This is a genomic window from Ruegeria sp. N7 (assembly GCF_056531345.1).
The window spans coordinates 36,368-57,935 of the sequence record NZ_JBQFLR010000008.1 but is presented as its reverse complement, the minus strand read 5'-3'; the positions used below and the strand labels follow the sequence as shown (position 1 = coordinate 57,935).

The 21,568-nt window shown below is 61.1% G+C and carries 22 protein-coding genes; 7 read left to right on the top strand and 15 right to left on the bottom strand.

The window, feature by feature from the left end; translation table 11 throughout:
- Nucleotides 1–34 precede the first annotated feature (34 nt).
- Entirely contained in the window at nucleotides 35–367 is a 333-nt protein-coding gene (locus ACR0ES_RS11140; RefSeq protein ID WP_480507803.1) for a DnaJ family domain-containing protein, read from the top strand.
- On the opposite strand, the gene ACR0ES_RS11135 is transcribed toward ACR0ES_RS11140, so the two are convergent.
- Nucleotides 368–1,150 (bottom strand): crotonase/enoyl-CoA hydratase family protein, encoded by a 783-nt coding sequence (locus ACR0ES_RS11135; protein ID WP_480870670.1) that lies wholly within the window; start codon nucleotides 1,148–1,150, stop codon nucleotides 368–370.
- 66 nt (nucleotides 1,151–1,216) lie between these two features.
- A complete protein-coding gene (locus ACR0ES_RS11130; RefSeq protein ID WP_480870667.1) occupies nucleotides 1,217–2,287 on the bottom strand; it encodes an SMP-30/gluconolactonase/LRE family protein in 1,071 nt (356 codons plus the stop codon).
- 90 nt (nucleotides 2,288–2,377) lie between these two features.
- Here ACR0ES_RS11130 and ACR0ES_RS11125 point away from each other — a divergent pair, with 90 nt between their 5' ends.
- Nucleotides 2,378–3,493 carry a pyridoxal phosphate-dependent aminotransferase gene (locus tag ACR0ES_RS11125; RefSeq protein WP_480870665.1) on the top strand — a complete coding sequence of 372 codons (1,116 nt, stop codon included), beginning with the start codon at nucleotides 2,378–2,380 and terminating at the stop codon, nucleotides 3,491–3,493.
- 127 nt (nucleotides 3,494–3,620) lie between these two features.
- On the opposite strand, the gene ACR0ES_RS11120 is transcribed toward ACR0ES_RS11125, so the two are convergent.
- The 6 genes from ACR0ES_RS11120 to ACR0ES_RS11095 all read right to left on the bottom strand — a co-directional run bounded on the left by ACR0ES_RS11120 (nucleotide 3,621) and on the right by ACR0ES_RS11095 (nucleotide 12,430).
- On the bottom strand, nucleotides 3,621–4,811 hold the full coding sequence (locus tag ACR0ES_RS11120) for a pyridoxal-phosphate-dependent aminotransferase family protein (RefSeq protein WP_480507795.1): 1,191 nt from the start codon (nucleotides 4,809–4,811) through the stop codon (nucleotides 3,621–3,623).
- Between the two features lie 51 nt (nucleotides 4,812–4,862).
- On the bottom strand, nucleotides 4,863–5,495 hold the full coding sequence (locus ACR0ES_RS11115) for a bifunctional 4-hydroxy-2-oxoglutarate aldolase/2-dehydro-3-deoxy-phosphogluconate aldolase (RefSeq protein WP_480870663.1): 633 nt from the start codon (nucleotides 5,493–5,495) through the stop codon (nucleotides 4,863–4,865).
- A gap of 4 nt (nucleotides 5,496–5,499) precedes the next feature.
- Nucleotides 5,500–7,305, bottom strand: a complete 1,806-nt coding sequence (gene edd / locus ACR0ES_RS11110; RefSeq protein WP_480870661.1) for a phosphogluconate dehydratase — start codon at nucleotides 7,303–7,305, stop codon at nucleotides 5,500–5,502.
- A gap of 2 nt (nucleotides 7,306–7,307) precedes the next feature.
- Entirely contained in the window at nucleotides 7,308–8,753 is a 1,446-nt protein-coding gene (zwf, locus tag ACR0ES_RS11105) for a glucose-6-phosphate dehydrogenase (RefSeq protein WP_480488464.1), read from the bottom strand.
- A gap of 148 nt (nucleotides 8,754–8,901) precedes the next feature.
- The gene (gene ptsP, locus ACR0ES_RS11100) at nucleotides 8,902–11,145 is read right to left on the bottom strand and encodes a phosphoenolpyruvate--protein phosphotransferase (protein ID WP_480507789.1); all 2,244 of its coding nucleotides are present in this window, start codon (nucleotides 11,143–11,145) and stop codon (nucleotides 8,902–8,904) included.
- Nucleotides 11,146–11,191: 46 nt separating this feature from the next.
- Nucleotides 11,192–12,430, bottom strand: coding sequence for an aspartate kinase (locus ACR0ES_RS11095; RefSeq protein WP_480488466.1), 1,239 nt, complete (start codon nucleotides 12,428–12,430; stop codon nucleotides 11,192–11,194).
- A 165-nt stretch (nucleotides 12,431–12,595) separates the two neighbouring features.
- On the opposite strand from ACR0ES_RS11095, the gene ACR0ES_RS11090 reads away from it, so the two are divergent.
- Nucleotides 12,596–12,952, top strand: coding sequence for a hypothetical protein (locus tag ACR0ES_RS11090; RefSeq protein ID WP_480488468.1), 357 nt, complete (start codon nucleotides 12,596–12,598; stop codon nucleotides 12,950–12,952).
- On the opposite strand, the gene ACR0ES_RS11085 is transcribed toward ACR0ES_RS11090, so the two are convergent.
- The 5 genes from ACR0ES_RS11085 to ACR0ES_RS11065 form a co-directional block, all read right to left on the bottom strand.
- The gene (locus tag ACR0ES_RS11085) at nucleotides 12,946–13,584 is read right to left on the bottom strand and encodes an SDR family NAD(P)-dependent oxidoreductase (protein WP_480870658.1); all 639 of its coding nucleotides are present in this window, start codon (nucleotides 13,582–13,584) and stop codon (nucleotides 12,946–12,948) included. The two genes, ACR0ES_RS11090 and ACR0ES_RS11085, sit on opposite strands and share 7 nt — an antisense overlap.
- A 3-nt stretch (nucleotides 13,585–13,587) precedes the next feature.
- Nucleotides 13,588–14,043, bottom strand: a complete 456-nt coding sequence (locus ACR0ES_RS11080; protein ID WP_480484414.1) for a DUF1178 family protein — start codon at nucleotides 14,041–14,043, stop codon at nucleotides 13,588–13,590.
- A gap of 72 nt (nucleotides 14,044–14,115) precedes the next feature.
- Nucleotides 14,116–14,577: an NUDIX hydrolase gene (locus ACR0ES_RS11075; RefSeq protein WP_480870655.1), complete on the bottom strand. Its 462-nt coding sequence runs from the start codon at nucleotides 14,575–14,577 to the stop codon at nucleotides 14,116–14,118.
- Nucleotides 14,578–14,717: 140 nt separating this feature from the next.
- Entirely contained in the window at nucleotides 14,718–15,461 is a 744-nt protein-coding gene (locus ACR0ES_RS11070; RefSeq protein WP_480870652.1) for an EcsC family protein, read from the bottom strand.
- Nucleotides 15,462–15,513: 52 nt separating this feature from the next.
- A complete protein-coding gene (locus ACR0ES_RS11065; RefSeq protein WP_480870649.1) occupies nucleotides 15,514–16,008 on the bottom strand; it encodes a GNAT family N-acetyltransferase in 495 nt (164 codons plus the stop codon).
- A 72-nt stretch (nucleotides 16,009–16,080) separates the two neighbouring features.
- Between ACR0ES_RS11065 and ACR0ES_RS11060 the strand changes: the two genes are divergently transcribed.
- On the top strand, nucleotides 16,081–16,686 hold the full coding sequence (locus ACR0ES_RS11060; protein ID WP_480507848.1) for a flavin reductase family protein: 606 nt from the start codon (nucleotides 16,081–16,083) through the stop codon (nucleotides 16,684–16,686).
- 135 nt (nucleotides 16,687–16,821) lie between these two features.
- Here the strand turns inward: ACR0ES_RS11060 and ACR0ES_RS11055 are convergent, their stop codons facing one another.
- Nucleotides 16,822–18,456 (bottom strand): SulP family inorganic anion transporter, encoded by a 1,635-nt coding sequence (locus ACR0ES_RS11055; protein WP_480507780.1) that lies wholly within the window; start codon nucleotides 18,454–18,456, stop codon nucleotides 16,822–16,824.
- A gap of 165 nt (nucleotides 18,457–18,621) precedes the next feature.
- Here ACR0ES_RS11055 and ACR0ES_RS11050 point away from each other — a divergent pair, with 165 nt between their 5' ends.
- From ACR0ES_RS11050 to ACR0ES_RS11040, 3 genes are all read left to right on the top strand, one after another.
- Nucleotides 18,622–19,182, top strand: coding sequence for an invasion associated locus B family protein (locus ACR0ES_RS11050; RefSeq protein ID WP_480546429.1), 561 nt, complete (start codon nucleotides 18,622–18,624; stop codon nucleotides 19,180–19,182).
- Nucleotides 19,183–19,248: 66 nt separating this feature from the next.
- The gene (locus ACR0ES_RS11045) at nucleotides 19,249–20,121 is read left to right on the top strand and encodes an S-methyl-5'-thioadenosine phosphorylase (protein WP_480870647.1); all 873 of its coding nucleotides are present in this window, start codon (nucleotides 19,249–19,251) and stop codon (nucleotides 20,119–20,121) included.
- Between the two features lie 314 nt (nucleotides 20,122–20,435).
- Entirely contained in the window at nucleotides 20,436–21,065 is a 630-nt protein-coding gene (locus ACR0ES_RS11040; RefSeq protein WP_209598172.1) for a LysE family translocator, read from the top strand.
- An 8-nt stretch (nucleotides 21,066–21,073) separates the two neighbouring features.
- Here ACR0ES_RS11040 and ACR0ES_RS11035 read toward each other — a convergent pair whose 3' ends face one another.
- The gene (locus ACR0ES_RS11035; RefSeq protein WP_209505622.1) at nucleotides 21,074–21,247 is read right to left on the bottom strand and encodes a hypothetical protein; all 174 of its coding nucleotides are present in this window, start codon (nucleotides 21,245–21,247) and stop codon (nucleotides 21,074–21,076) included.
- Nucleotides 21,248–21,568 lie beyond the last annotated feature (321 nt).

The window sequence follows — 21,568 nt, the reverse complement described above, 5'->3', positions numbered from 1 at the left end:
TTCGTATCCCGCCCTTACCGGGTATAGTTGCGCCATGTTCGGTTCACTTGGAAAACTGGTGGAGCGCCAGATCAAAAAGGCACAGGCCGAGGGGCAGTTGCAGGGCCTTGTCGGCGAAGGTCACCCCCTGCCCGACCGGTCCGGCGAGGCGCAGGGCGATCCGGCCATCGCCGCCGGGCACCGGATCATGGCGCAAGCCGGGGTTCTGCCCGAAGAGTTCGACATAAAAAAGAAACTGGATGCGGCCCGCAAAGCGTATCCGGCCCTGACCGACCCCGCGGAACGCCGGGCCGCGATGTCGGAAATCGCTGATCTGGAAATGCGTTACAACATGGCCCGCGATGCACGGCGGGCCTTCATGCGCTGATCACTTGAACTCGGGCTTGCGGCCCTGCATCTGCGCCATCACGACCTCCATCTGATGAGGCTTGCCGATCAGCTCCACCTGCTCGGCGGATTCCGCCTTGAGAACGTCCGCGCGGGGCTGGGTTTCGGCCACTTCGATCAGCCGCTTGGCGGCGCGGATAGCCGAGGGGCTTTGACCGGCGATATTCTCGGCAATGGCCAGAGCTTCGGTCAGCGGATCATCTGAAAGCTGCGTGACCAACCCCCAATCCATCGCCTGCTGCGCAGCGATGGGCCGGGCCGTGTAGGTCAGCAGACGCAGCACGTCCGAACGCACAAGCCGGGGCAGCAGAACCATGCCGCCCATATCGGGGATGATACCCCATTTCATCTCCATCACCGCCAGTTTCGCCTCGGGGTGCGCGATACGGATATCCGCGCCCAGCGCAATTTGCAGGCCACCACCATAGGCGACACCCTGAATGGCGCAGATCACCGGCACCGGTACGCGACGCCAGATCAGGGCAAGCTCCTGCATTTCGTTGGCATCTTCGTGGCTGCGGGTCATCAGCCATTCGGTGGGGTCCATATGGGCCATCTTGGCAAAGCTTGCCATGTCGAGCCCGGCGCAGAAGCTTTTCCCCTCGCCCGACAAAACCACGGCGCGGGCGTCCGAGGCGGCGACCTCTTGCCCGGCAGAGAGCAATGCCTTGACCATCGCGTCATCCAGCGCGTTCATCTTGTCACCCCGGGTCAGGGTGACATGGGCAACATGGTCTTGATAGGTAACGGATACGCGTGACATGGGGGACCTCCCGAAATTCAGTTGCGGCGACCATGCCCGGACGGGACGCCGATTTCCACTGCGACGTCAGGGCATATCGCTGACAGGCATCCGCCCGAACCAGGGGGAATCAAGCGTCATGACATAAAACTGATCGCCCACGATCCGGCCCCCTGTCGTGATGCCAATACGGCCCTGCGGATCCTGTAGCGTGCGCAGGATCGTGCCTTCACCGTCGAACTGCACCAGCATACCCCGGTGGATCGGCGCGGGGCGCACAGCCGGGCCCAGCCGCCAGACCACCTTGCGCAGGAAGGGGTATGGCATCAGCGCCTCGGACGGAACGCGCGGGCTGGCAAAGGCCATCCAGTAGGTGCCATCGCCCTGTGCTTCGAGATTGTCGGGATAGCCCGGCAGGTTGTCCAGCAAGACCTCTTGCTGACCGGCTTTCGGCCCGCTGAGCCACAGCTTGTGCACCCGTGCGCGGCCGGTTTCGGCGATCAACAGGAAATCTGCGTCAGGTGAGAGCGCAATGCCATTGGTATAGACGAACCCAGTGGCAATCTTTTCGGTGCGGCCATCGGGGTTGTGACGGGCGACATAGCCTGTATTGGATTGTTCCCAGATGGTCAGGACCGAGGTCGGCTTGGTCCCACCCATGGTTTCGGGATCGAACCGGTCAGAGGAGTTCGAAAAATAGATCGTGCCGTCCTGTGCCACATCCAGTTGGTTTGCATAGACCACGGGCGCACCGTCGATATCGGCCACCACGGATTCAAGCGTGCCCGGCCCGGTCCAGCGCATCACCCCGCGAAAGCTGTCGGCAATATATAGCGCGCCATCCGGCCCGGCCCTGAGGCCCAGAGGACGCCCGCCAAGCTGGTCGACCACAACAGGGTCAGCCCCGTCTATGCGATAGAGCGTGCCGGACCGGCTGGTCGTATAGACCGCACCGCCGGGCAGGATGGCGATGTCTTCGGGGCCGGTTTCCCCATCCGGCAGGCGGATCAGCTGCGCGGCGTCCAGCGCGGTGTTTTCTGCGAAATCCCCTGTGAAACCGGCATCTTCAGGCATCTCAACGGCGACGGGGATAACGGGAACGGGCCAGAACAGAAGATAGGCAAGGCCCAGAAGAACAATGGCAGACAGTATGCGCATCTGCGCTCCTTACTTGTGTTTCAATACGTTCTGACGCGCGGGATGAGGTGCGCGCTTGCCCGAAGCTCGGGCTTGGGGTTATCTGCAGGCATGACAGGACCTCGATACACCCCGCTTGCCCAATCCCTGCCCGCCACCGTGCCCTTTGTGGGCCCCGAAACGCAAGAGCGTCAGCGCGGCACGGCGTTCATTGCCCGTCTTGGCGCCAACGAGAGCGTGTTTGGCCCCTCGCCCCGCGCGATCCGGGCTATGGAGCAGGCCGCGTCTGATATCTGGATGTATGGCGATCCCGAGAATCACGATCTGCGCCAAGCTTTGGCCGAGCATCATGGGGTAACCCCCGAAAATATCGTCGTAGGCGAAGGGATTGACGGGCTTCTGGGTTATCTTGTGCGTCTGATTGTAGGGCCCGGGGATGCGGTTGTAACCTCGGACGGGGCGTATCCGACGTTCAATTATCATGTGGCCGGGTTCGGTGGCGTTCTGCACAAGGTTCCCTATGCCGGGGATCACGAGGACCCGGCGGCCCTGTTTGCGAAGGCGGCCGAGGTGGGGGCAAAACTGGTCTATCTGGCCAATCCGGACAATCCGATGGGCAGCTGGCATTCCGGCGCGGATATCGTGGCGGCGATGGATGCCCTGCCCGAGGGTTGCCTGCTGATTCTGGATGAGGCTTATGTGGAATGCGCGCCAGAGGGGACAGCGGCACCCGTCAGCGCAGACGACCCTCGCGTGATCCGAATGCGGACATTTTCCAAGGTCTATGGCATGGCGGGCGCACGGGTTGGCTATGCCATTGGAGCGCCCGACCTGATTGCAGCCTTCAACAAGGTGCGCAACCATTTCGGCATGAACCGCGCGGCGCAGGCCGGGGCGCTGGCCGCGTTGCAGGATGGTGCGTGGCTGGAGCACATTCAGGCACAGATCGCAGAGGCGCGTGAGCGGATAGAAACGATTGCCCGCGAGAACGGGTTGGAGCCCCTGCCCTCGGCCACCAATTTCGTGACGATTGATTGCGGGCGGGATGGCGAGTTCGCCAGAGCGGTACTGGAGGCTTTGGTTGCGCGGGGTCTGTTTGTTCGGATGCCGTTTGCAGCGCCCCAGAACAGGTGCATCCGGGTAAGCTGTGGTGACACAGCAGATTTGGATGCTTTTGCGGCCGCCTTGCCCAAGGCGCTAGTGGAGGTGCGGTCACATACTGCCTAGCACTGGTCTGTCTTGCCATCGGGGCAAAGGGGGGGCTGTCTGCCCCCCATCGCGCAATGCGCGATTCCCCCCGAGGATATTTTTGGCCAGATGAAGGGGCGGATCAGTGCTGTTCGTCTGACGTGTATCAGGCGGCCAGGACGGCGGCGGCGGCCTCGAGCGCGCCTTTGCCACGGGGGATATCAAGCGCGGCCATGGCCGTTTCCATACCGCCCAGCATCGCCATCACCATTTGCCCGTTGACATGGCCCATATGCCCGAGGCGGAAACAGCTGTCGTAATCCTCCATCCCAAGGCCAATGCCCAGTGTCAGGCCCAGTTGATGTTCGGTGAACGCGCGCAGGGCCGTGCCGCGCCCTGCGGTCAGGCGCAGGGCTGTAACGGCATGGCTGCGGTGGTCGCTGTCGGCAACGTTCAGATGCAGCGCGCCGCCTTCGGACCATGTTTCGCAGGCCGCCCAGATGGCAGTAGCCAGACGCTCATGGCGGGCCCAGACCTGTTCGATCCCTTCCGCATGGATCAGGTCGAGCGCGGCGCGCAGACCATAAAGGTGATGTGTCGGCGCGGTACCGTCGAAATACTGGTAGAACAGGTCGGGATTGGCGCGCGGCTGCCAGTCCCAGTATCGCGACACACGCGGCATGGCGGCCCGCTTGGCCTGTGCTTTGTCGTTGAAAAAGACAAAGCCTGTGCCTGCGGGGGTCATCAGGCCTTTCTGGCAGGCGGTGACCGTGACATCGACGCCCCATTCATCCATCTCGAACCGGTCGCATCCCAGCGAGGCGATGCAATCGGCCATCAACAGCGCCGGGTGGTCCAGATCGTCGAGCAGTTTGCGCAGTGCCGGGATATCGTTGCGGATCGAGCTTGATGTGTCCACATGAACCGCGAGAACGGCCTTGATCTGGTAGCTTTTGTCCGCGCGCAATGCGTCGGCAATTCGGTCGAGATCCCAAGCGGATGAGGTGCCAAAATCGATTAGTTGCACCTTTGCCCCGATGCCTTCGGCCATCTCGGCCCAGCCATGGGTGAACCGGCCCGAGGCAGGAGCCAGAACGGTTTCGCCGGGGGCGATCACGTTGGACAACGCGGCCTCCCACGTGCCGTGACCGTTGGCGATATAGATGGCGACGTCATGGCCTGTGCGAGCAACCCGGCGCAAATCGCGGGTCAACGCGGGCATCATGTCGATGAGCGCGCCATCGTAGATATTGGGCGACGGGCGATGCATCGCCTGCAGGACTGCGTCCGGCATCACCGAAGGGCCCGGGATCGCCAAATAAGTTCGCCCCTGGGAGAGGGCAGATGTCTGTGTCATGGGGTCAACCTGTCTGAGTTGACGCCCACATTACCGAGGGGCTTCGCGACGTCAATCCGCCAGCTTCGATGCCTCGCGCGCAAGTGTTTCGATCCCGGCCCAGTCGCCGCTTTCGACCATCTGCTTGGGCGCGACCCAGCTGCCACCGGCGCAGATCACATTGGACAGGGACAGGTAGTCACGGGCGTTGGACGGCGACACCCCGCCTGTCGGGCAAAAGCTGATCTGCGGCAGGGGTGCGCCGATGGCTTTGAGTGCGGGCGCGCCGCCCGAGGCCTCGGCCGGGAAGAATTTCAGCATGTCATAGCCTTTTTCCAGCAATGCCATCGCTTCGCTGGCCGTGGCCGCGCCGGGCAGCAGCGGCAGGCCCTCGGCCTCGCACGCCGCGATGAGCGCGTCGGTTGCGCCCGGAGAGACGCCGAACTGCGCGCCCGCCTCTTTGGCGGCGCGGACGTCTTCCGGTGTGACCAGCGTACCTGCGCCGACCACGCCGCCGGGCACCTTGGCCATCGCGCGGATCGCGTCGAGCGCGGCGGGCGTGCGCAAAGTGACCTCAAGCGCTGGCAGACCGCCGGCGACCAATGCCTCGGCCAGCGGGCGGGCCTGCGCGACGTCATCGACAACCAGAACCGGAACGATCGGGGCCAGTGCGCAGATTTCACGGGTGCGTTGGGATTTGGACATGAGGTTAAACTCCGAAAATGCTGGCACCGGTGTCGGCCGAGCCGACATTCTGGCGGAACGCGCCAAAAAGATCGCGCCCTGTACCGTGTTGATTGGCGGACAGGTCGGCGGTGACGGGCGCGCGGTCCAGAACGCCCTCAGTGAGGATTTCCAGATCACCCCTGACCGCGTCAACGCGCAGGATGTCACCATCCTGAAGGTATGCAATGGGGCCGCGGTCGAGCGCCTCGGGGACGACATGGATGGCGGCGGGCACCTTGCCGGATGCGCCAGACATGCGGCCATCGGTGACCAGCGCCACTTTCTGCCCCCGGCCCTGCAGGATCGACAGCATGGGCGTCAGCGAGTGCAGTTCCGGCATCCCGTTGGCCTTGGGGCCCTGGAAGCGCACGACGACGATGACGTCACCGGTGAACTCGCCAGCCTTGAAGGCTGCCTTGACCGCGTCCTGGTCGTGGAAAACGCGGACCGGAGCCTCGACCACCTGATGTTCTGGCGCGACGGCCGAGACCTTCATGACGGCTGTGCCCAGATTGCCGGTCAGGCGCGACAGGCCGCCGGTGGGCTGGAACGGATCGCGCGCGGGACGGACGATCTTGTCATTCAGGCTGTGGCCTGCACCGTCTTGCCATGTCAGCTCACCATTGATCAGCTTGGGTTCGCGCGTGTAATTGTGCAGGCCCTGCCCGGCGACGGTCAGCGTATCGGGGTGCAGCAAACCTTCTTCGAGCAACGTGCCGATGGTGAACCCAAGCCCGCCTGCGGCGTGGAAGTGATTCACGTCGGCCAGACCGTTGGGATAGACCCGCGCGACCAGTGGAACAACGGCGGAGATATCGGAAAAATCCTGCCAATCCAGCACGATGCCCCCGGCGCGCGCCATGGCGATCAGGTGGATCAGCAGATTGGTCGAACCTCCGGTCGCCATAAGGCCGACGATACCGTTCACAAAGGCCCGTTCGTCGAGCACCTGATAAACCGGGGTATAGCTGTTTCCCAGCGCGCTGAGCGACAGGGCGCGGCGCGCGCCCTCTTGTGTCAGCGCGTCGCGCAAGGGCGTGTTGGGATTGACGAAGCTGGAGCCCGGCAGGTGCAGGCCCATGAATTCCATCAGCATCTGGTTGGTGTTGGCGGTGCCGTAGAAAGTGCAGGTGCCGGGACCGTGATAGGCGGCCATTTCGGCGGCCATCAGTTCGTCGCGCCCGACCTCTCCGGCAGCGAATTTCTGGCGGACCTTGGCCTTTTCGTCATTGGGCAGACCGCTGGTCATTGGTCCTGCGGGCAGGAACACGGCAGGCAGATGGCCGAACGCCTGCGCGCCGATGATCAGACCGGGGACAATCTTGTCACAGACGCCGAGGAAGACTGCCGCGTCATAGGTGTTGTGGCTGAGTGCTACGCCAGTTGCCAGAGCGATCACGTCGCGTGAAAACAGCGACAATTCCATCCCTGCTTCGCCCTGGGTGACACCGTCGCACATGGCTGGCACGCCACCCGCGACCTGTGCGGTGCCTCCGGCGGCGCGGATCGCGTCGCGGATCAAGGCGGGGTACCGTTCAAAGGGCTGATGGGCGGACAGCATGTCGTTATAGGCGGTAACGATGCCCAGATTGCCCGCCGTGCCAGTGGCCATGGATTGCTGGTCTTCACCCGCACCCGCATAGGCATGGGCCTGACCACTGCAGGACAGGTGCGCACGGGCGGGACCTTTGGATCTGGCCTGTTCCATCCGGTCGATATGGGGACCACGCAGATCGGCGCTGCGGTCGATGATCCGTTTGGTGACGTCGGAAATGACAGAGTGAACCATGATTACCCTCCGATCTGACGCCAGCGACGCCCATCGCGATGCATCAGCATCAGTGCTTCTTCGGGGCCTGAACTGCCCTGATCGTACTTGGCGGGTTTGTCCCCGCGCTGTTCCCAGCCGTGAATGATGGGATCGACCCAGGCCCAGGCGGCCTCGGCCTCGTCCCCACGCATGAACAGGGTCTGATCGCCCCGGATGACATCCATGATCAGGCGTTCATATGCGTCCGGGGATTGCGAGTCATCACCCAGCGCGTCGGCAAAGCTCATGTCCAGAGCAACATCGGACAGGCGGAACCCGCCCTGCCCCGGTTCCTTTATCGTCGTGCGCAGGGTGATGCCTTCGTCAGGTTGCAGACGGATCACCAGCACGTTGCCATGCAACGGGCCGACATTGGGAAAGATCGTGTGTGGTGGGTCGCGGAAGAACACCGCGATTTCAGAGGCACGGGCGCGCAGACGTTTGCCTGTGCGCAGGTAGAACGGCACCCCGGCCCAGCGCCAGTTGCCGATATGGACCTTGAGTGCAATGAAGCTTTCGGTGCGGCTGGCCGGCTTGCCAACGTGATCAAGGTATCCGTCACCGCCCTTGCCCGTGCGATACTGACCACGGGCGATGTCCCTGGGTTCGACCGGTTCCAGCGCCTCGATCACCTTGACCTTCTCGTCACGCACCGCATTGGGAGAGAACTTTGACGGAGGTTCCATCGCGGTCAGGCACAGCAATTGCACCAGATGGTTCTGGATCATGTCCCGCATCGCGCCGGATTGATCGTAATAGGCCCCGCGCCCTTCGACCCCGACGGTTTCCGCCACTGTGATCTGCACATGATCGACATGGGTCGAGTTCCAAAGCGGCTCGAACAGGGAATTCGCAAAGCGCAGCGCCATCAGGTTCTGCACGGTTTCCTTGCCCAGATAATGGTCGATCCGGTAAATCTGGTGTTCCTTGAAACACGCCCGCAAGCCTTCGTTCAGCGCCCTGGCCGAGGCCAGATCATGGCCGAAAGGCTTTTCGACAACGATGCGGCTGTCCGGCGTGGCCAGACCGGCGTCATGCAGGCGCTGCGCAATGCCCGAAAACAGGCTGGGACCCACTGACAGGTAAAAGGCCCGCACCACGTCGGGGCGCAGCACCTTGGACAGATCGGACCATCCGGCATCGCCCAGCGCATCCACCGGCACGTATTCAACATGGGACAGGAACCGGTCCAGCGTTTCCTTTTTGAACTTCGGTGCGAATTCCTGCATCGATGCACGGACCTGATCGCGAAACCCGTCGCTGTCGATATCCGAGCGCGCCGTGCCGATGATCCGCGCCCCATCGGGCATCTGGCCGACCTCGAACCGGTGGTACAGGCCCGGCAGGATCTTACGTTGCGCCAGATCCCCGGTCGCGCCGAACAACACAAGATCGAACGGCTCTACCGGAATTACGCGTGAAACCATCACAGGCTCCTTCTCGAGTTTGCCGATATCAGTTCAGCACGGCATGAAACGGCTCTGCGGCACACTGTTACCGCTAACACTGCCTGCGTGATAAAAAGCCCGCGCGAAAAAATCAAGCATAGTTTCCCAAAAAGCGAGGTTTTGCGGGCTATACCTGACTGCGCAGCCATTCCATCACGGCCGGGCGCACGGATTGTTCGCCACGATGGCGTGCGTCCGCGATGATTTTGCGTACCTCCATCAGGTCACACCGCAGCAACAGGCTTTTGACCGGACCAATCGACGCCGGGCGCATCGACAGGGTGCGAATACCCATGGCCGCAAGGCACAGCGCCTCGACCGGGCGGCCCGCATCCTCGCCACAGAAGCTGAGCGGGGTGTCCGAAAGCCCGCAGCGTTCGACAATGCGTTCCATCAGGCTCAGGAAACTGACATTCAACGTGTCATAGCGGCGGCGGACCAGTTCATTTTCGCGGTCAGCCGCAAAAAAGAACTGCTTGAGGTCGTTCCCGCCGATCGAGATGAAATCGACCTCGTCAAAGAACTTTTGCGGGGCAAAGGCCAGCGACGGGGTTTCCAGCATCGCGCCGACTTCAAGCGTTTCGGGCAGAACGTGGCCCAGTCGCTTTTCGCGTTCGATGGTTTTGTTTACCTCCCAGCGGGCTTCGCGATACTCCTCGGCCTGCGCGACAAAGGGGAACATGATGGTCAGCGGGCGACCATTGGCAGCGCGCAGAAGGGCCTGCAACTGCATCCGCATCACGCCGCGTTTGTCCAGACCGACACGAATGGCGCGCCAACCCAGGGCCGGGTTGGGTTCGGCCACGTGTTTCATATAGGGCAGCACCTTGTCCGACCCGATATCGAGTGTGCGGAACACCACCCTTTTGTCGCCCGCCGCATCCAGTACCCGCTGATACTGGGTGACAAGCTCGGACCGTTTGGGCATCTGATTGCGGATCAGGAATTGCAGCTCGGTTCGGAACAGACCAACACCTTCGGCACCCGACGTTCCCAGCGACGGGAGATCGGCCATAAGGCCCGCGTTCATCACCAGATTGATGCGCGTTCCGTCGCGTGTGACACAGGGGGTTTCGCGGATCGAGGCATAGCGTTCCTGTGCCTTGGCCTGCATCGCGATCTTGTCGCGGAAGGCGCTGACCACGCTGTCTTCGGGGCGCAGGTGAACAACGCCCTGATCGCCGTCCACCAGCACATGGTCGCCGTTCAGCGCTTCGGTCGTGATCCGGCCCACATGGACCACCAAAGGGATTGCCAGCGCACGGGCCACAATGGTGGCGTGACTGCCGACTGAACCCTCTTCGAGGATGATCCCCTTCAACGCCCGCCCGTATTCCAGCAGGTCACCGGGGCCGATATTGCGCGCGACCAGAATCGGATCGGGCGGCAGATCGGCGCTGTCGGTTTTTCCCTGCCCGGTCAGAATGCGCAGCAAACGGTTGCTGAGGTCGTCAAGATCCGCCAGCCGTTCGCGCAGATAGGGATCGGACACCTGCCCCATCCGGGCGCGCGCCTGAGATTGTTCTTTCTCGACCGCGGCCTCGGCACTGAGCCCCAGAGCAATGTCCTCTTCCATCCGGCGCATCCAGCCTTTGGAATTGGCAAACATCCGGTAGGCTTCCAGCACCTTGAGCTGTTCGGTGTCACCATCCCGGGAAATCTCGAGCATCTTGTCGACGCCGACGCGCAGCTCTTCCACCGCCTCATTCAGACGTTCGCGTTCCCGGTGCGGGTCTTCGGCGATCGGATTGGTGACAACCACACGGGGTTCATGCAGCCAGACATGGCCTTCGGCGGAGCCTTCCTGCGCCGGGCCGCCGCGCAGCAGGACCGATTGCTGGTGCCGTGGCGACAGTGCCGCGCCTTCGCCGACAAAGGCGCCCAGTTCGGTCATTTCGGCCAGCACCATGGCCACCACTTCCAGCGCATAGATTTCGTCGGCGGAAAATTCGCGCGCTTTGCGGGACTGGACAACCAGAACACCCAGCTTTTCCCCAAGGCGCTGCACCGGCACACCGAGAAAGGACGAAAACCGCTCTTCCCCGGTTTCCGGCATATACCGGAACCCTTTTTCAGACGGCGCATCCGGGGTGTTGACCACCTTGCCGGTCTTGGCGACCCTGCCCACCAGCCCCTCGCCCATGCGCATCCGGGTCTGGTGTACCGATTCAGGCGCAAGTCCCTGGGTCGCGCAGAGTTCCAGGGTCTCATCATCGCGGAACAGATAGATTGAGCACACTTCGCTGCGCATGCTGTCGGCGATCAGATGAGTGATCTGATCAAGACGCTCCTGTCCAGCGGCTTCGCTGGCCATCGCCTCGCGCAACCGCCCCAGCAGCTTGCGGGATTCTGTTTCCGTGCCGTCCGCCATGGCCCAACCAATTCAGTGTGTCAGGCGAAACCCTTGGCCGATCAGCTCAGGCCGCCTTGTCCAGTTCAAAGGCATCATGCAGTGCCTGAACGGCAAGTTCCATGTATTTCCTGTCGATAAGAACGGAAATTTTGATCTCGGAGGTTGTGATGACCTTGATGTTGATCCCCTCATCCGAGAGTATCTTGAACATTTTGGCCGCGACACCCGATTGCGAGCGCATACCGATTCCCACCACCGAGACCTTGCAGACACCGGTATCGGCGACCAGTTCGGCATAGTTGAGCTCGCCCTTGTCCTTGATCGCCAGCAGCGCTTTTTCGGCACGAACCACCTGATCGGTGGGGCACGAGAAGGTCATGTCCGTGCGCCCCTCGTCCGAGATGTTCTGCACGATCATGTCGACATTGACGCCCTCATCGCTGAGCGCGGTGAAGATGGTCGAGGCGATACCGGGACGGTCCGCCACCGAAACGACGGTCATCTTGGCCTCGTCACGGGAATAGGCCACACCGGCCACAACATTGGATTCCATGATATCCTCCTCGTCAACGACCAGCGTACCGGCCTCGTCGGATTGTTCTTCGAAACTTGAAAGAACGCGCAGTTTTACCTTGTAGCGCATTGCCAGCTCGACCGAGCGGGTCTGCAGCACCTTGGCGCCCAGCGACGCCAGTTCGAGCATTTCCTCGAACGAGATCCTGTCCAGCTTGCGCGCCTTTTCGCAGATGCGCGGATCGGTGGTATAGACGCCGTCCACGTCGGTATAGATGTCGCAGCGTTCCGCACCAAACGCGGCGGCAAAAGCCACGGCAGTGGTGTCAGAGCCACCCCGGCCCAGCGTGGTGATGCGGCCTTCGGGGCTGAGCCCCTGAAACCCGGCCACAACGGCCACTTTCATGCCTTCGCCGAATTTCTGGTTGATGTTCGTGGTCGGGATGTCTTCGATCCGCGCCTGGCTGTGCGCGCTGGTTGTCAGCAGCGGCACTTGCCAGCCCTGCCAGCTGCGCGCAGGAACATCCATTTCCTGCAATGTCAGCGCCATCAGCCCAGCGGTGACGTTTTCGCCCGAAGATACAACGGCATCGTATTCGCGTGCATCAAACAGCGGCGAGGTCTCGTTCACCCAGCCCACCAGCTCGTTGGTTTTGCCCGACATGGCCGAGACGATGACGATCACGTCATAGCCCTTGGCAACTTCGACACCGATGCGCTTGGCAGCACGGCGGATGCGGTCCAGGTTGGCGACCGAAGTGCCGCCGAATTTCATAACGAGTACGGGCATGGGGGCAAATGTCTCCGCGCCTTGGATTAGAGGTCCCGAGCCTCATAAGCGAGGGGCACCCCAAGAGCAAGAGCGCAAACAGGACCCGCCTGTGGCACAGGGCCGCTTTACATTGCGCAGGTGCGGTGTCAGCCTGCGAGTAACAACCAAATCAAGAGGTTCCCCATGTTTCGCTTAGCCCTTGCCGTTACTTTGTTGTCATCGCCTGCATTGGCGCAGGTTGCCAGTGTGGCCGGCACGGACGGAAAGAATGCACTGGGCAAGGTGCCCTGCGCCGCAAATGCCGGTGACCCGATGCAAAGCTGCAATGCAGAGCTGCGCCGCCATGATGACGGCACAACGACGCTGGCCGTGGCTTTGGGGGGTGGCAAGGTGCGCAACATCTATTTCAAGGATGGTGCGCCGGAGTCCAGCAGCTCGACCTCGAAGATGACTTATGAAACGCTGGGTGACGTGCTTGTGGTCTATATTGAACCCGGTGAGGTCTATGAAATTCCCAAAGCGGCGCTGACCGGTCAGTAAGCGTGCGCCTGCCCGTCATAGGTTTCAAAACAGCCGGTAGAGCTGATTGACAGGGCCTCAAAGCGTTCCATCAGGCCCGAGACGGCCTGATCGACATCAATATCAGCGGCCGCGCCGCCCATGTCGGTTTGCACCCAGCCCGGATGATAGATGCCCACGGCGATCCTGTCGGCTTTCAGATCCGTCGCCAGGTTTCGCCCCAGATTCAGCGCCGCCGCCTTGGAAGCGCGGTAGATATAGCTGCCCCCCGGCGCCCGCGTATGGGATGCCATCTGAGACGAGATGATCGCGACCTTGCCGCCTGCAGCGCGCAGATTGGGCAACAACGCCTGCACGGTCAGGAAAACGCCGGTCACGTTGGTGGCAAAGCTTTGCGCCCACATATCGGCGGGGTAGTCGTTGAGCGTGTGCCCCTTGTCCAGATAGACCCCGGCATTGCAGATCAGCAGATCAACGGGCTGGTCTTGCAGCTGTTCGGCCATTGCCGCCTGTTGGGCCGGGTCCGACACGTCCAGACGCACCTGTGCACTGCCATCGCGTGCAGTTCCGGTGACCACGTCACCGCGGGTGCCGTAGCGCATGGCAAGGGCGCGACCGATACCGCGATTGGCACCGGTGATTACGACATGCATGGATCAGTTGGTCTTTCTGCTGGGCAGAAACGGCAGTGGCGCCACCGGCACGCCATCTTCGATCAGCGATTTCGCCTCATCCGGTCTGGCTTCACCGTAAATCGAGCGCTCTGGCGCCTCTCCCAGATGCATCTTGCGCGCCTCGCTTGCAAAATCCTTGCCAACGTAGTCCGAGTTCTTTTCGACATGGCGGCGCAACTCGGCCAGAACTTTCTCGATCTCGGGCGAAGGGGTGGCGACGTTGATCTGTTCATTGGATGCAGGCGCGATTTCGGGCTTTCCCTGCGCATTCCGGGCCGGTCGGACACGCGGTGTCATGATCGCCTTCGCAACCTGCGTACATCCGCAGATCGCGCAGGTCACCATCTTGGCAGAGGCCAGCTTGTCAAAGGCTTCTGCGGATTGAAACCAGCTGTCGAATGTGTGGCCTTCACTGCATTTCAACGCGTATTGAATCATGTTCAGTCCAAAATTGCGATTGGCGAATAGATACCGACCAGACTGACAATATCAAGCCTCTCTGGTACTATCTTAATGTGTATGGGTCTTAAAGTCGCGTAACAATTCGGCAAGCTCGGGTGATCTGACCTTTTGGGCCGCGTTTTCAGGTGCAAACCACTTGCGCCTGCGCTCGTGCTTTTCGGGGAAATCCTGCGACATAACCTGTACATGCAGCGCAAAAACATCAACCAGTATCAAGGTCGGGGGCTGATTTTGGCGATGCTTGAGGTGCAAAAACTGCCCCAGCCCCGCTGTGCTGCATCGCCCCGTCACGCCCGCTTCTTCCCAGGCTTCCTGCACTGCGGTTTCCGATGGGGTCAGGCCGGGGATGAGCCACCCTTTGGGGACAATCCACCGCTGGGCCCGGCGTGTCGTGATCAGCAACACCTCTGGATGGCCACGCCGTATCCGGTAACACAGGACAGAGGATTGCCGCAAAACAGGGTGTTCCGCAGTCTCAGCCAATTCACGCAGTACCGGTCTTGCATTCATTGCGCGACGCACCTTTTGTTCGGGCAAAGGACCCGTTGGCGTTATAGGCCCGCAGGACACGCCTATTTAGCGCCTTTCTCTTGAAAAACTACCATATGAAGTGGTGTCCGCCAAGTCCGGCGTGATGGCGCATTTGTTGATCACATACGGGCTGACAGCTGTTTCACCAGCTCGTCATGCGGGATATCGGCATCAACCGCCAATCTTCGCAGGCCGAAATGCACGCGCGCGATTTGCTGGTAATAGCGCGAATAGACATAGTTCGTTCCACCACCGGCCAACGCGCCGAGCACCGGGACGGACTGTGCCGCCAGTTTTTGCCCCAGCACGATCGAAAAGCGTGGTGCCACTGCAGCAATCAGACGCTGCATGGCCGGACCCGTCAGTGTCAGGCGCACCGAGAAAAAGCCAAGATCCGCACCGTCATCATGCGACAGCGGGCCTGATGCGGACAAAACCCGCACACAGTCGAACTTTACGTTCTCGGCAGACGGATCGAAACCTTCGCGCGCGGCGACCCCCTGAATGGCGCGCAACAGCATGGCGGTTGTTGCAGGCAGCTCCATCAGGGCTGTTGATACACCGCCCAACCCGCCGGCCGCGCCCATGGCCGTGGCAAGCGCGGTATTGACCCAGGGCTGCTGATCAGGGATCGCACGCCGGGACCCCTGAGCCGCGTGCATCGCAAGCCACAGCGCCTGCTCGGTAGCCCCTGTCAGGCCGTTCCGAACCGGATCGGGCAATTGCTCGAGCAGTGACTCGGCTGATCCGCCCAGCTTGTTCAGCAGTTTGACACCAGCCCCTCCGGCAGATCGGTAATAACCCGCCAAACGATCCAGTTCAGCCTCGGCATCCACGTTTTCGACAAGAACCACGTTCTGCATGTGCGTCCTCCTGCCTATCAACATCGGCGTTAAGCTACGCCGATTCAATAGGTCAGCGGGTCCAGCGGGTGACAGCCCCCTGAACTCCGGACCAGACACCGGGCATCAGTTCCAGCCCCAAAACCCGGTCCGGGTTGGTGGGCGGCGGCATCTCGACATCCTGCAGCCGCGCAAAACCAAATCGCCTGTAATAGGGTTCGTCACCGACCAGCATGACCCGCTGCCACCCGCGCTTACGCCCGGCTTCGACACCGGCATGGATCAGATAACCGCCCAGACCCTCGCCCTGGTGGGTTGGGTGTACGGCAACCGGGCCTAGCAGCAATGCGTCGTGTTTACCGACATGGACCGGCCAGAAGCGGATCGCCCCGGCCAGAATGCCCTGACCGTCGCGCGCGACCAGTGACAGGTCAGAAACCGGCGGCACATCATCGCGCAACCGGTAGGACGACAACGCCTCACGACCCGGCGCAAAGCACAGGTCATAGAGGGCTTCGACCTCCCACCAATCGTCCGGCTCTTCTGACCTGATCCCGAATTGCTGCACACCCGCCCTCTTTTCCTTGCTGGAAATCGCCCTAGCACTTCGTTACGCCTTGGGCAAACGCTTGGAGATATGATGTTCTACCGCCCCGAAGACGGCCACGGCCTGCCGCACAACCCGTTCAACGCCATTATCACGCCACGCCCGATCGGCTGGATCTCGACCCGTGATGCGGGTGGGATCAACAATCTGGCACCCTATTCCTTTTTCAACGGGGTTGCTTACACACCGCCGCAGGTGATGTTCGCCACAACCGGCACGAAACACGATCAGATCGGCGGCAAGGACAGTATCGCCAATATCGAGGCGACAGGTGTATTCTGCGTGAATGTTGTAGCGCTTGCGCATCAGGATGCGATGAACGCCAGCTCGGCCAGCCTTCCCAAGGAGGTGGACGAGTTTGCCCATGCCGGGTTAACCCCGGTCGAATGTGAAACCATACCCTGCGCCCGCGTACAAGGCGCCCCAGCAGCACTAGAATGCAAGTTGACCCAGATCGTCACTCTGCCCGGCGCGGCCAACCGCGTCGTGTTCGGCGAAGTAACAGGCGTACATCTGCTCGACGACCACATCCGAGAGGGCAAGTTCGACGTAACCTCATTCAAACCTCTGGCGCGGCTTGGGTACCGGGACTATTCGGTCGTGTCCGAGCTGTTCTCGCTCAATCGCCCGGATGATTGAGGGTGTCGGGGGCTCTGCCCCCACCACCCGTTCCGGGCGGCTCCCCCGGGATATTTTTTGGCCAGATGAAGCAGGGATCCTTCATTCATCTGGCTTCAAATATCCCGGAGCGCGAGGCAGAGCCTCGCAAAAGGATCAGTGGCCGCCCAGAATGCCGGTACGGACCGAGTAATCGACCGCAAGTTCGTAATCCGGGTCATCGTCACTGTCGACCATCAGGTGGCCTGCCTTGTTCAACAGCTTGTGGCAATCCCGGCTCAGGTGGCGCAGCATGACGCGTTTACCCGCGGCCTCGTATTTGGCCGCGATATTTTCGATGGCTTGCAACGCCGACTGGTCCACCACACGGCTTTCAGCGAAATCGACGATGACGGTTTCCGGGTCATTCGGCACATCGAAGAGTTCGATAAAGCCATCCGATGACCCAAAGAACAGCGGCCCCTGGATTTCATAGACCTTCGCCCCTTTTTCGGTCGCGGACTCACGGGTGACGGCGTGGATGCGCTTGGCGTTGTTCCAAGCGTAGGCCAGAGCCGACACGATGACACCGACCACAACAGCAACCGCGAGGTCTTCCATCACTGTCACGACGGTGACCAGAACGATGACAAAGGCGTCGGTCAGTGGAACCTTGCGCAGGATCTTGAACGAGTTCCACGCAAAGGTGCCGATGACCACCATGAACATCACCCCAACCAGCGCGGCCAGCGGGATCTGCTCGATCAGCGGTGAAGCGAACAGGATGAAGGTCAGCAAAAACAGCGCCGCAGCGATCCCGGCGATACGGGTACGGCCACCGGATTTCACGTTGATCATCGACTGACCGATCATCGCGCAGCCACCCATGCCTCCGAAAAAGCCGGTCACGATATTCGACGCACCCTGGGCGATACATTCCTGAGACGCCCCGCCGCGCTTGCCGGTGATTTCGCCCACTAGGTTCAGGGTCAGAAGGGATTCAATCAGGCCAATCGCGGCCAGAATGACAGCGTAGGGCAGGATGATCTCGAGCGTGCCCCAGTTCAGTGGAACCATGGGGATGTGGAAGGCAGGCAGACCACCTTCGATCGAGGCCAGATCACCGACGCGCGGAACATCCAGACCCAGACCGATCACCAGCGCAGCGACAACCAGAATACCGGCCAGAGGCGCAGGAATGATGCGCGTGATGCGCGGCACCACCCAGATCACCGCCATGGTCAGTGCCACAAGGCCCAGCATGGTGTATAGCTGCGCACCCGAGAGCCATTCTCCACCGCCCATGCCGTGACCGGTGTTTTCCATGGTACCCGGCACCTTGAACTGGCCCATCTGGGCCAGAAAGATCACGATGGCCAGGCCATTCACAAAACCCAGCATCACCGGGTGCGGCACCAGTCGGATGAAGCGGCCCCAGTGCATCGCCCCGGCGATAACCTGGAGGATCCCCATCAGCACCACCGTCGCGAACAGGTATTCGACACCATGTTCGGCCACCAAAGCCACCATGACGACCGCCAGCGCGCCCGTCGCGCCCGAGATCATGCCAGGTCGCCCGCCGATCAGCGCGGTGATGAGCCCCACAAGGAAAGCGGCATAAAGGCCCACCAGCGGGTGCACGCCTGCCACAAAGGCAAAGGCCACGGCCTCGGGCACCAGTGCGAGGGCCACGGTCAGGCCGGACAGCAGCTCGATCCGCAGGCGAGAGAAGGTCAGCCCCTCATCCGGCACCCAGCGCAGATCGGGTATGGCGATACGGTTGGCAAAACTTGCCAGCAAGGCTCGGGGCATTGGACAGTCCTATAGGATTTTATGTTCGCGCGAAGGGGTCGTTGTAGCGGGCGCGCCGCTGTTAAGCCACCGCGGGAGGTGGGATGCAGCCATGCGCACAGCGCATAACTTGCCTCTCGGCAACGTGATTTGCGGCACCCGGATCAAGCACCCAAATGTGAGTTCATGCGCTGGATTGCCCTCATATTTCTATCAGCCCTGCCCGCCTTTGCACAGGACTTGGAAGGGAATGACACCGCCGGAAACTGGCGTGTCACGCACCATGAAATTTTCGGCATCTGGAATTCGATTTGTGACGAGCGTGAAGAAGCCGGTACTTTGGTGCAGCGCTGCTACATAAGGCGCGCCGAGGTGTTTTCCTTGCGTCCGAAATTTGCGGCGCAATTCATGTTCATCACACCTGAACCAGATGGTTTCAAAATCGAGTTCGGGATTGAGCCCGGCACCTTCTTCAGCCCTTCAGGATTCCGCATAGAGAAAGATCAGGATGTGATCTGGCGCACGCGGCGCCCCGGGTGCCTGACAGGGTTAAGCTGCACATTCGAGGATCATCGCGCCGACAGCCTGCTGGATGCCATGCTGAACGGGGATGCGTATCGTTTTGAGTTTCGTGACAGGCATGGTCAATCGCAGGACCTGACGTGGCCGCTGGATGAGTTTGGAGCCGCGTGGGCGGATTTCAATACGCAATCTCAACAGCGTAACCTGCTGGCGAAACAGGAATAGACCTCTTGTCAATTTCGGGTCGAACCCGCACAAATTCATTATCAGTATCTCAGGTGGAGCAGGACAGTGACCCAAACCAGGATTGCCGTTATCGGCGGATCAGGCATCTATGACATCGATGGGCTGGAAAATGCGGAATGGGTCAGCGTCGATACCCCTTGGGGGGCACCCTCGGATCAGATCCTGACCGGGTCGCTGGACGGTGTCGCAATGGCCTTTCTGCCGCGCCATGGGCGCGCGCATGTGCATTCGCCCACCGATGTGCCTTATCGCGCCAATATCGACGCGCTGAAACGGATTGGTGTGACGGATGTGATCTCGGTCTCGGCCTGCGGGTCGTTTCGCGAACACATGGCGCCGGGCGATTTTGTCGTCGTCGATCAATTCATCGACCGGACATTTGCGCGCGACAAGAGTTTTTTCGGAACAGGCTGCGTCGCCCATGTCAGCGTTGCGCACCCGACCTGCCCGCGCCTTTCGGACGCCTGTGAGACCGCAGGCAAGGCTGCCGGTATCACGATCCATCGCGGCGGCACCTATCTGGCGATGGAAGGGCCGCAGTTTTCGTCTCTGGCGGAATCGAAGATGTATCGCGAGCAATGGGGCTGCGACGTGATCGGCATGACCAACATGCCCGAAGCCAAGCTCGCCCGCGAAGCCGAGCTTTGTTATGCCTCGATCGCAATGGTCACCGATTTTGACAGCTGGCACCCGGATCATGGCGAGGTGGATGTGACCACCATCATTGCGACCCTGACCGGCAATGCCGATAAGGGCCGTGCACTGGTCAAGGGCCTACCCGCCCTGTTGGGGTCCGACCGCGCGCCCTGCCCGCATGGCTGTGACCGGGCCTTGGAATACGCAATCCTGACTGCCCCTGAAAAACGCGACCCGGCGCTGTTGGCCAAGTTGGACGCGGTTGCGGGTCGGATTCTGTAGGTTCTGCGCGACGCGTCGGGCATTGCAGCCGACAGCAGATCGGTTTTCCGGATCACGTTGTTCAAGCGTCCAAGCATGGCATCGACCCTTGCGCTCGAAACTGTCCGGGCACAGGGGATGCGGGTACTTTCTGCCGGGATACTCGCCGCAAGAATGCGACGGTTGTGACGGATCGCACTCGTATCAGTTTTCGTGCAAGTCTCGGCCTGATCCGACCGATTTGAAGGGCCCGAAAGCTGGTCGCCATGAAAATTGTCAAGTACTGGTAGTTTGGCTATAGCGGTACCAAAGGAACGTATTGCGAGCAGACCCTTATGTCTCTGGAACTCTGGCTGGCCTTTGTTGCCGCATCCACCGCCTTGCTGCTGATCCCTGGCCCAACCGTGCTGTTGGTGCTGAGCTATGCGCTGTCCAAGGGGCGCAGCGTTGCCGTGGCCTCGGCCACAGGGGTCGCTGTGGGGGATCTTGTGGCAATGACCGCGTCTTTGTTGGGACTGGGCGCGCTTGTTCTGGCCTCGGCCACCTTGTTTTCCGTCCTCAAATGGGTCGGAGCGGCCTATCTGGTCTGGCTTGGGGTTAAACTGCTGCGCAGCGCCCCGGCAAGTGGTTTGGGAACGGTCGCGACCGGGCGGGATGTCACCCCCCGCAGCGTGTTTGGACATGCGGCCGCAGTCACGGCACTGAACCCGAAATCCATCGCCTTTTTCATCGCCTTTGTGCCGCAGTTCCTGCGCCCGGCTGAACCACTGGGGCCGCAATTTGCCATCCTGATCGCCACTTTTGTCGGGCTGGCCTGGCTGAATGCGCTGGCTTATGCGTTGCTGGCCGACCGGTTGCGGCGGCTGATTGGCCGCGCCAGCGTGATCACCGGCATGACGCGGTTTGGCGGGCTGACCTTGATCGGGATGGGTTTCGCCACGGCAGTTCTGCGCCGCCCGGCCTGACCCCTTTTTCAGTTTTCGGCGTTTTCCTTCATGAACCCGCGGATAAACCGGCGGATTTCGCGGGCAGCTGATGTATCCAGCTCCCTGCACAACTCGACAAACGCGTCGCGTTCATCCTTGTCCAGACGCAGAACCAGCTGGCTGTTTTTCTTCGTTGATCCCTTGCCGTCTTTCTTTGGCACGCGCGTTGCTCCTAGCAAATGCTCGTTAATTCAGGCGATGCATTGTGTATACATAGCATAGTGATTGTCGTTATCGGGCACTTAACAGCACCGGAACGGAAATGGCAATGAACCTTCAAACCGTCTGGGGCCTTTCTTTTGCGAGATCAACGCAAATGCGCAAGCCGCACCTGTCATGTTTGCCTGCCACGCTTTACCGGTATTACGGATTGCCCAAGGCTGTGGTTTCGTGCCGCTGGTGATCGCGTGAATGAATTGTTCCTTGCATGGCTAACCCTCTTGGGCCAAACACGTTTTGGTATTTGAAGCGGAAAAGGGTTG

Bases quoted from the DNA above. Each gene is read 5' to 3' on its own strand.
- ACR0ES_RS11140 (WP_480507803.1), top strand. From the start codon at position 35: ATGTTCGGTTCACTTGGAAAACTGGTGGAGCGCCAGATCAAAAAGGCA.
- ACR0ES_RS11135 (WP_480870670.1), bottom strand. From the start codon at position 1,150: ATGTCACGCGTATCCGTTACCTATCAAGACCATGTTGCCCATGTCACC.
- ACR0ES_RS11130 (WP_480870667.1), bottom strand. From the start codon at position 2,287: ATGCGCATACTGTCTGCCATTGTTCTTCTGGGCCTTGCCTATCTTCTG.
- ACR0ES_RS11125 (WP_480870665.1), top strand. From the start codon at position 2,378: ATGACAGGACCTCGATACACCCCGCTTGCCCAATCCCTGCCCGCCACC.
- ACR0ES_RS11120 (WP_480507795.1), bottom strand. From the start codon at position 4,811: ATGACACAGACATCTGCCCTCTCCCAGGGGCGAACTTATTTGGCGATC.
- ACR0ES_RS11115 (WP_480870663.1), bottom strand. From the start codon at position 5,495: ATGTCCAAATCCCAACGCACCCGTGAAATCTGCGCACTGGCCCCGATC.
- edd (WP_480870661.1), bottom strand. From the start codon at position 7,305: ATGGTTCACTCTGTCATTTCCGACGTCACCAAACGGATCATCGACCGC.
- zwf (WP_480488464.1), bottom strand. From the start codon at position 8,753: ATGGTTTCACGCGTAATTCCGGTAGAGCCGTTCGATCTTGTGTTGTTC.
- ptsP (WP_480507789.1), bottom strand. From the start codon at position 11,145: ATGGCGGACGGCACGGAAACAGAATCCCGCAAGCTGCTGGGGCGGTTG.
- ACR0ES_RS11095 (WP_480488466.1), bottom strand. From the start codon at position 12,430: ATGCCCGTACTCGTTATGAAATTCGGCGGCACTTCGGTCGCCAACCTG.
- ACR0ES_RS11090 (WP_480488468.1), top strand. From the start codon at position 12,596: ATGTTTCGCTTAGCCCTTGCCGTTACTTTGTTGTCATCGCCTGCATTG.
- ACR0ES_RS11085 (WP_480870658.1), bottom strand. From the start codon at position 13,584: ATGCATGTCGTAATCACCGGTGCCAATCGCGGTATCGGTCGCGCCCTT.
- ACR0ES_RS11080 (WP_480484414.1), bottom strand. From the start codon at position 14,043: ATGATTCAATACGCGTTGAAATGCAGTGAAGGCCACACATTCGACAGC.
- ACR0ES_RS11075 (WP_480870655.1), bottom strand. From the start codon at position 14,577: ATGAATGCAAGACCGGTACTGCGTGAATTGGCTGAGACTGCGGAACAC.
- ACR0ES_RS11070 (WP_480870652.1), bottom strand. From the start codon at position 15,461: ATGCAGAACGTGGTTCTTGTCGAAAACGTGGATGCCGAGGCTGAACTG.
- ACR0ES_RS11060 (WP_480507848.1), top strand. From the start codon at position 16,081: ATGTTCTACCGCCCCGAAGACGGCCACGGCCTGCCGCACAACCCGTTC.
- ACR0ES_RS11055 (WP_480507780.1), bottom strand. From the start codon at position 18,456: ATGCCCCGAGCCTTGCTGGCAAGTTTTGCCAACCGTATCGCCATACCC.
- ACR0ES_RS11050 (WP_480546429.1), top strand. From the start codon at position 18,622: ATGCGCTGGATTGCCCTCATATTTCTATCAGCCCTGCCCGCCTTTGCA.
- ACR0ES_RS11040 (WP_209598172.1), top strand. From the start codon at position 20,436: ATGTCTCTGGAACTCTGGCTGGCCTTTGTTGCCGCATCCACCGCCTTG.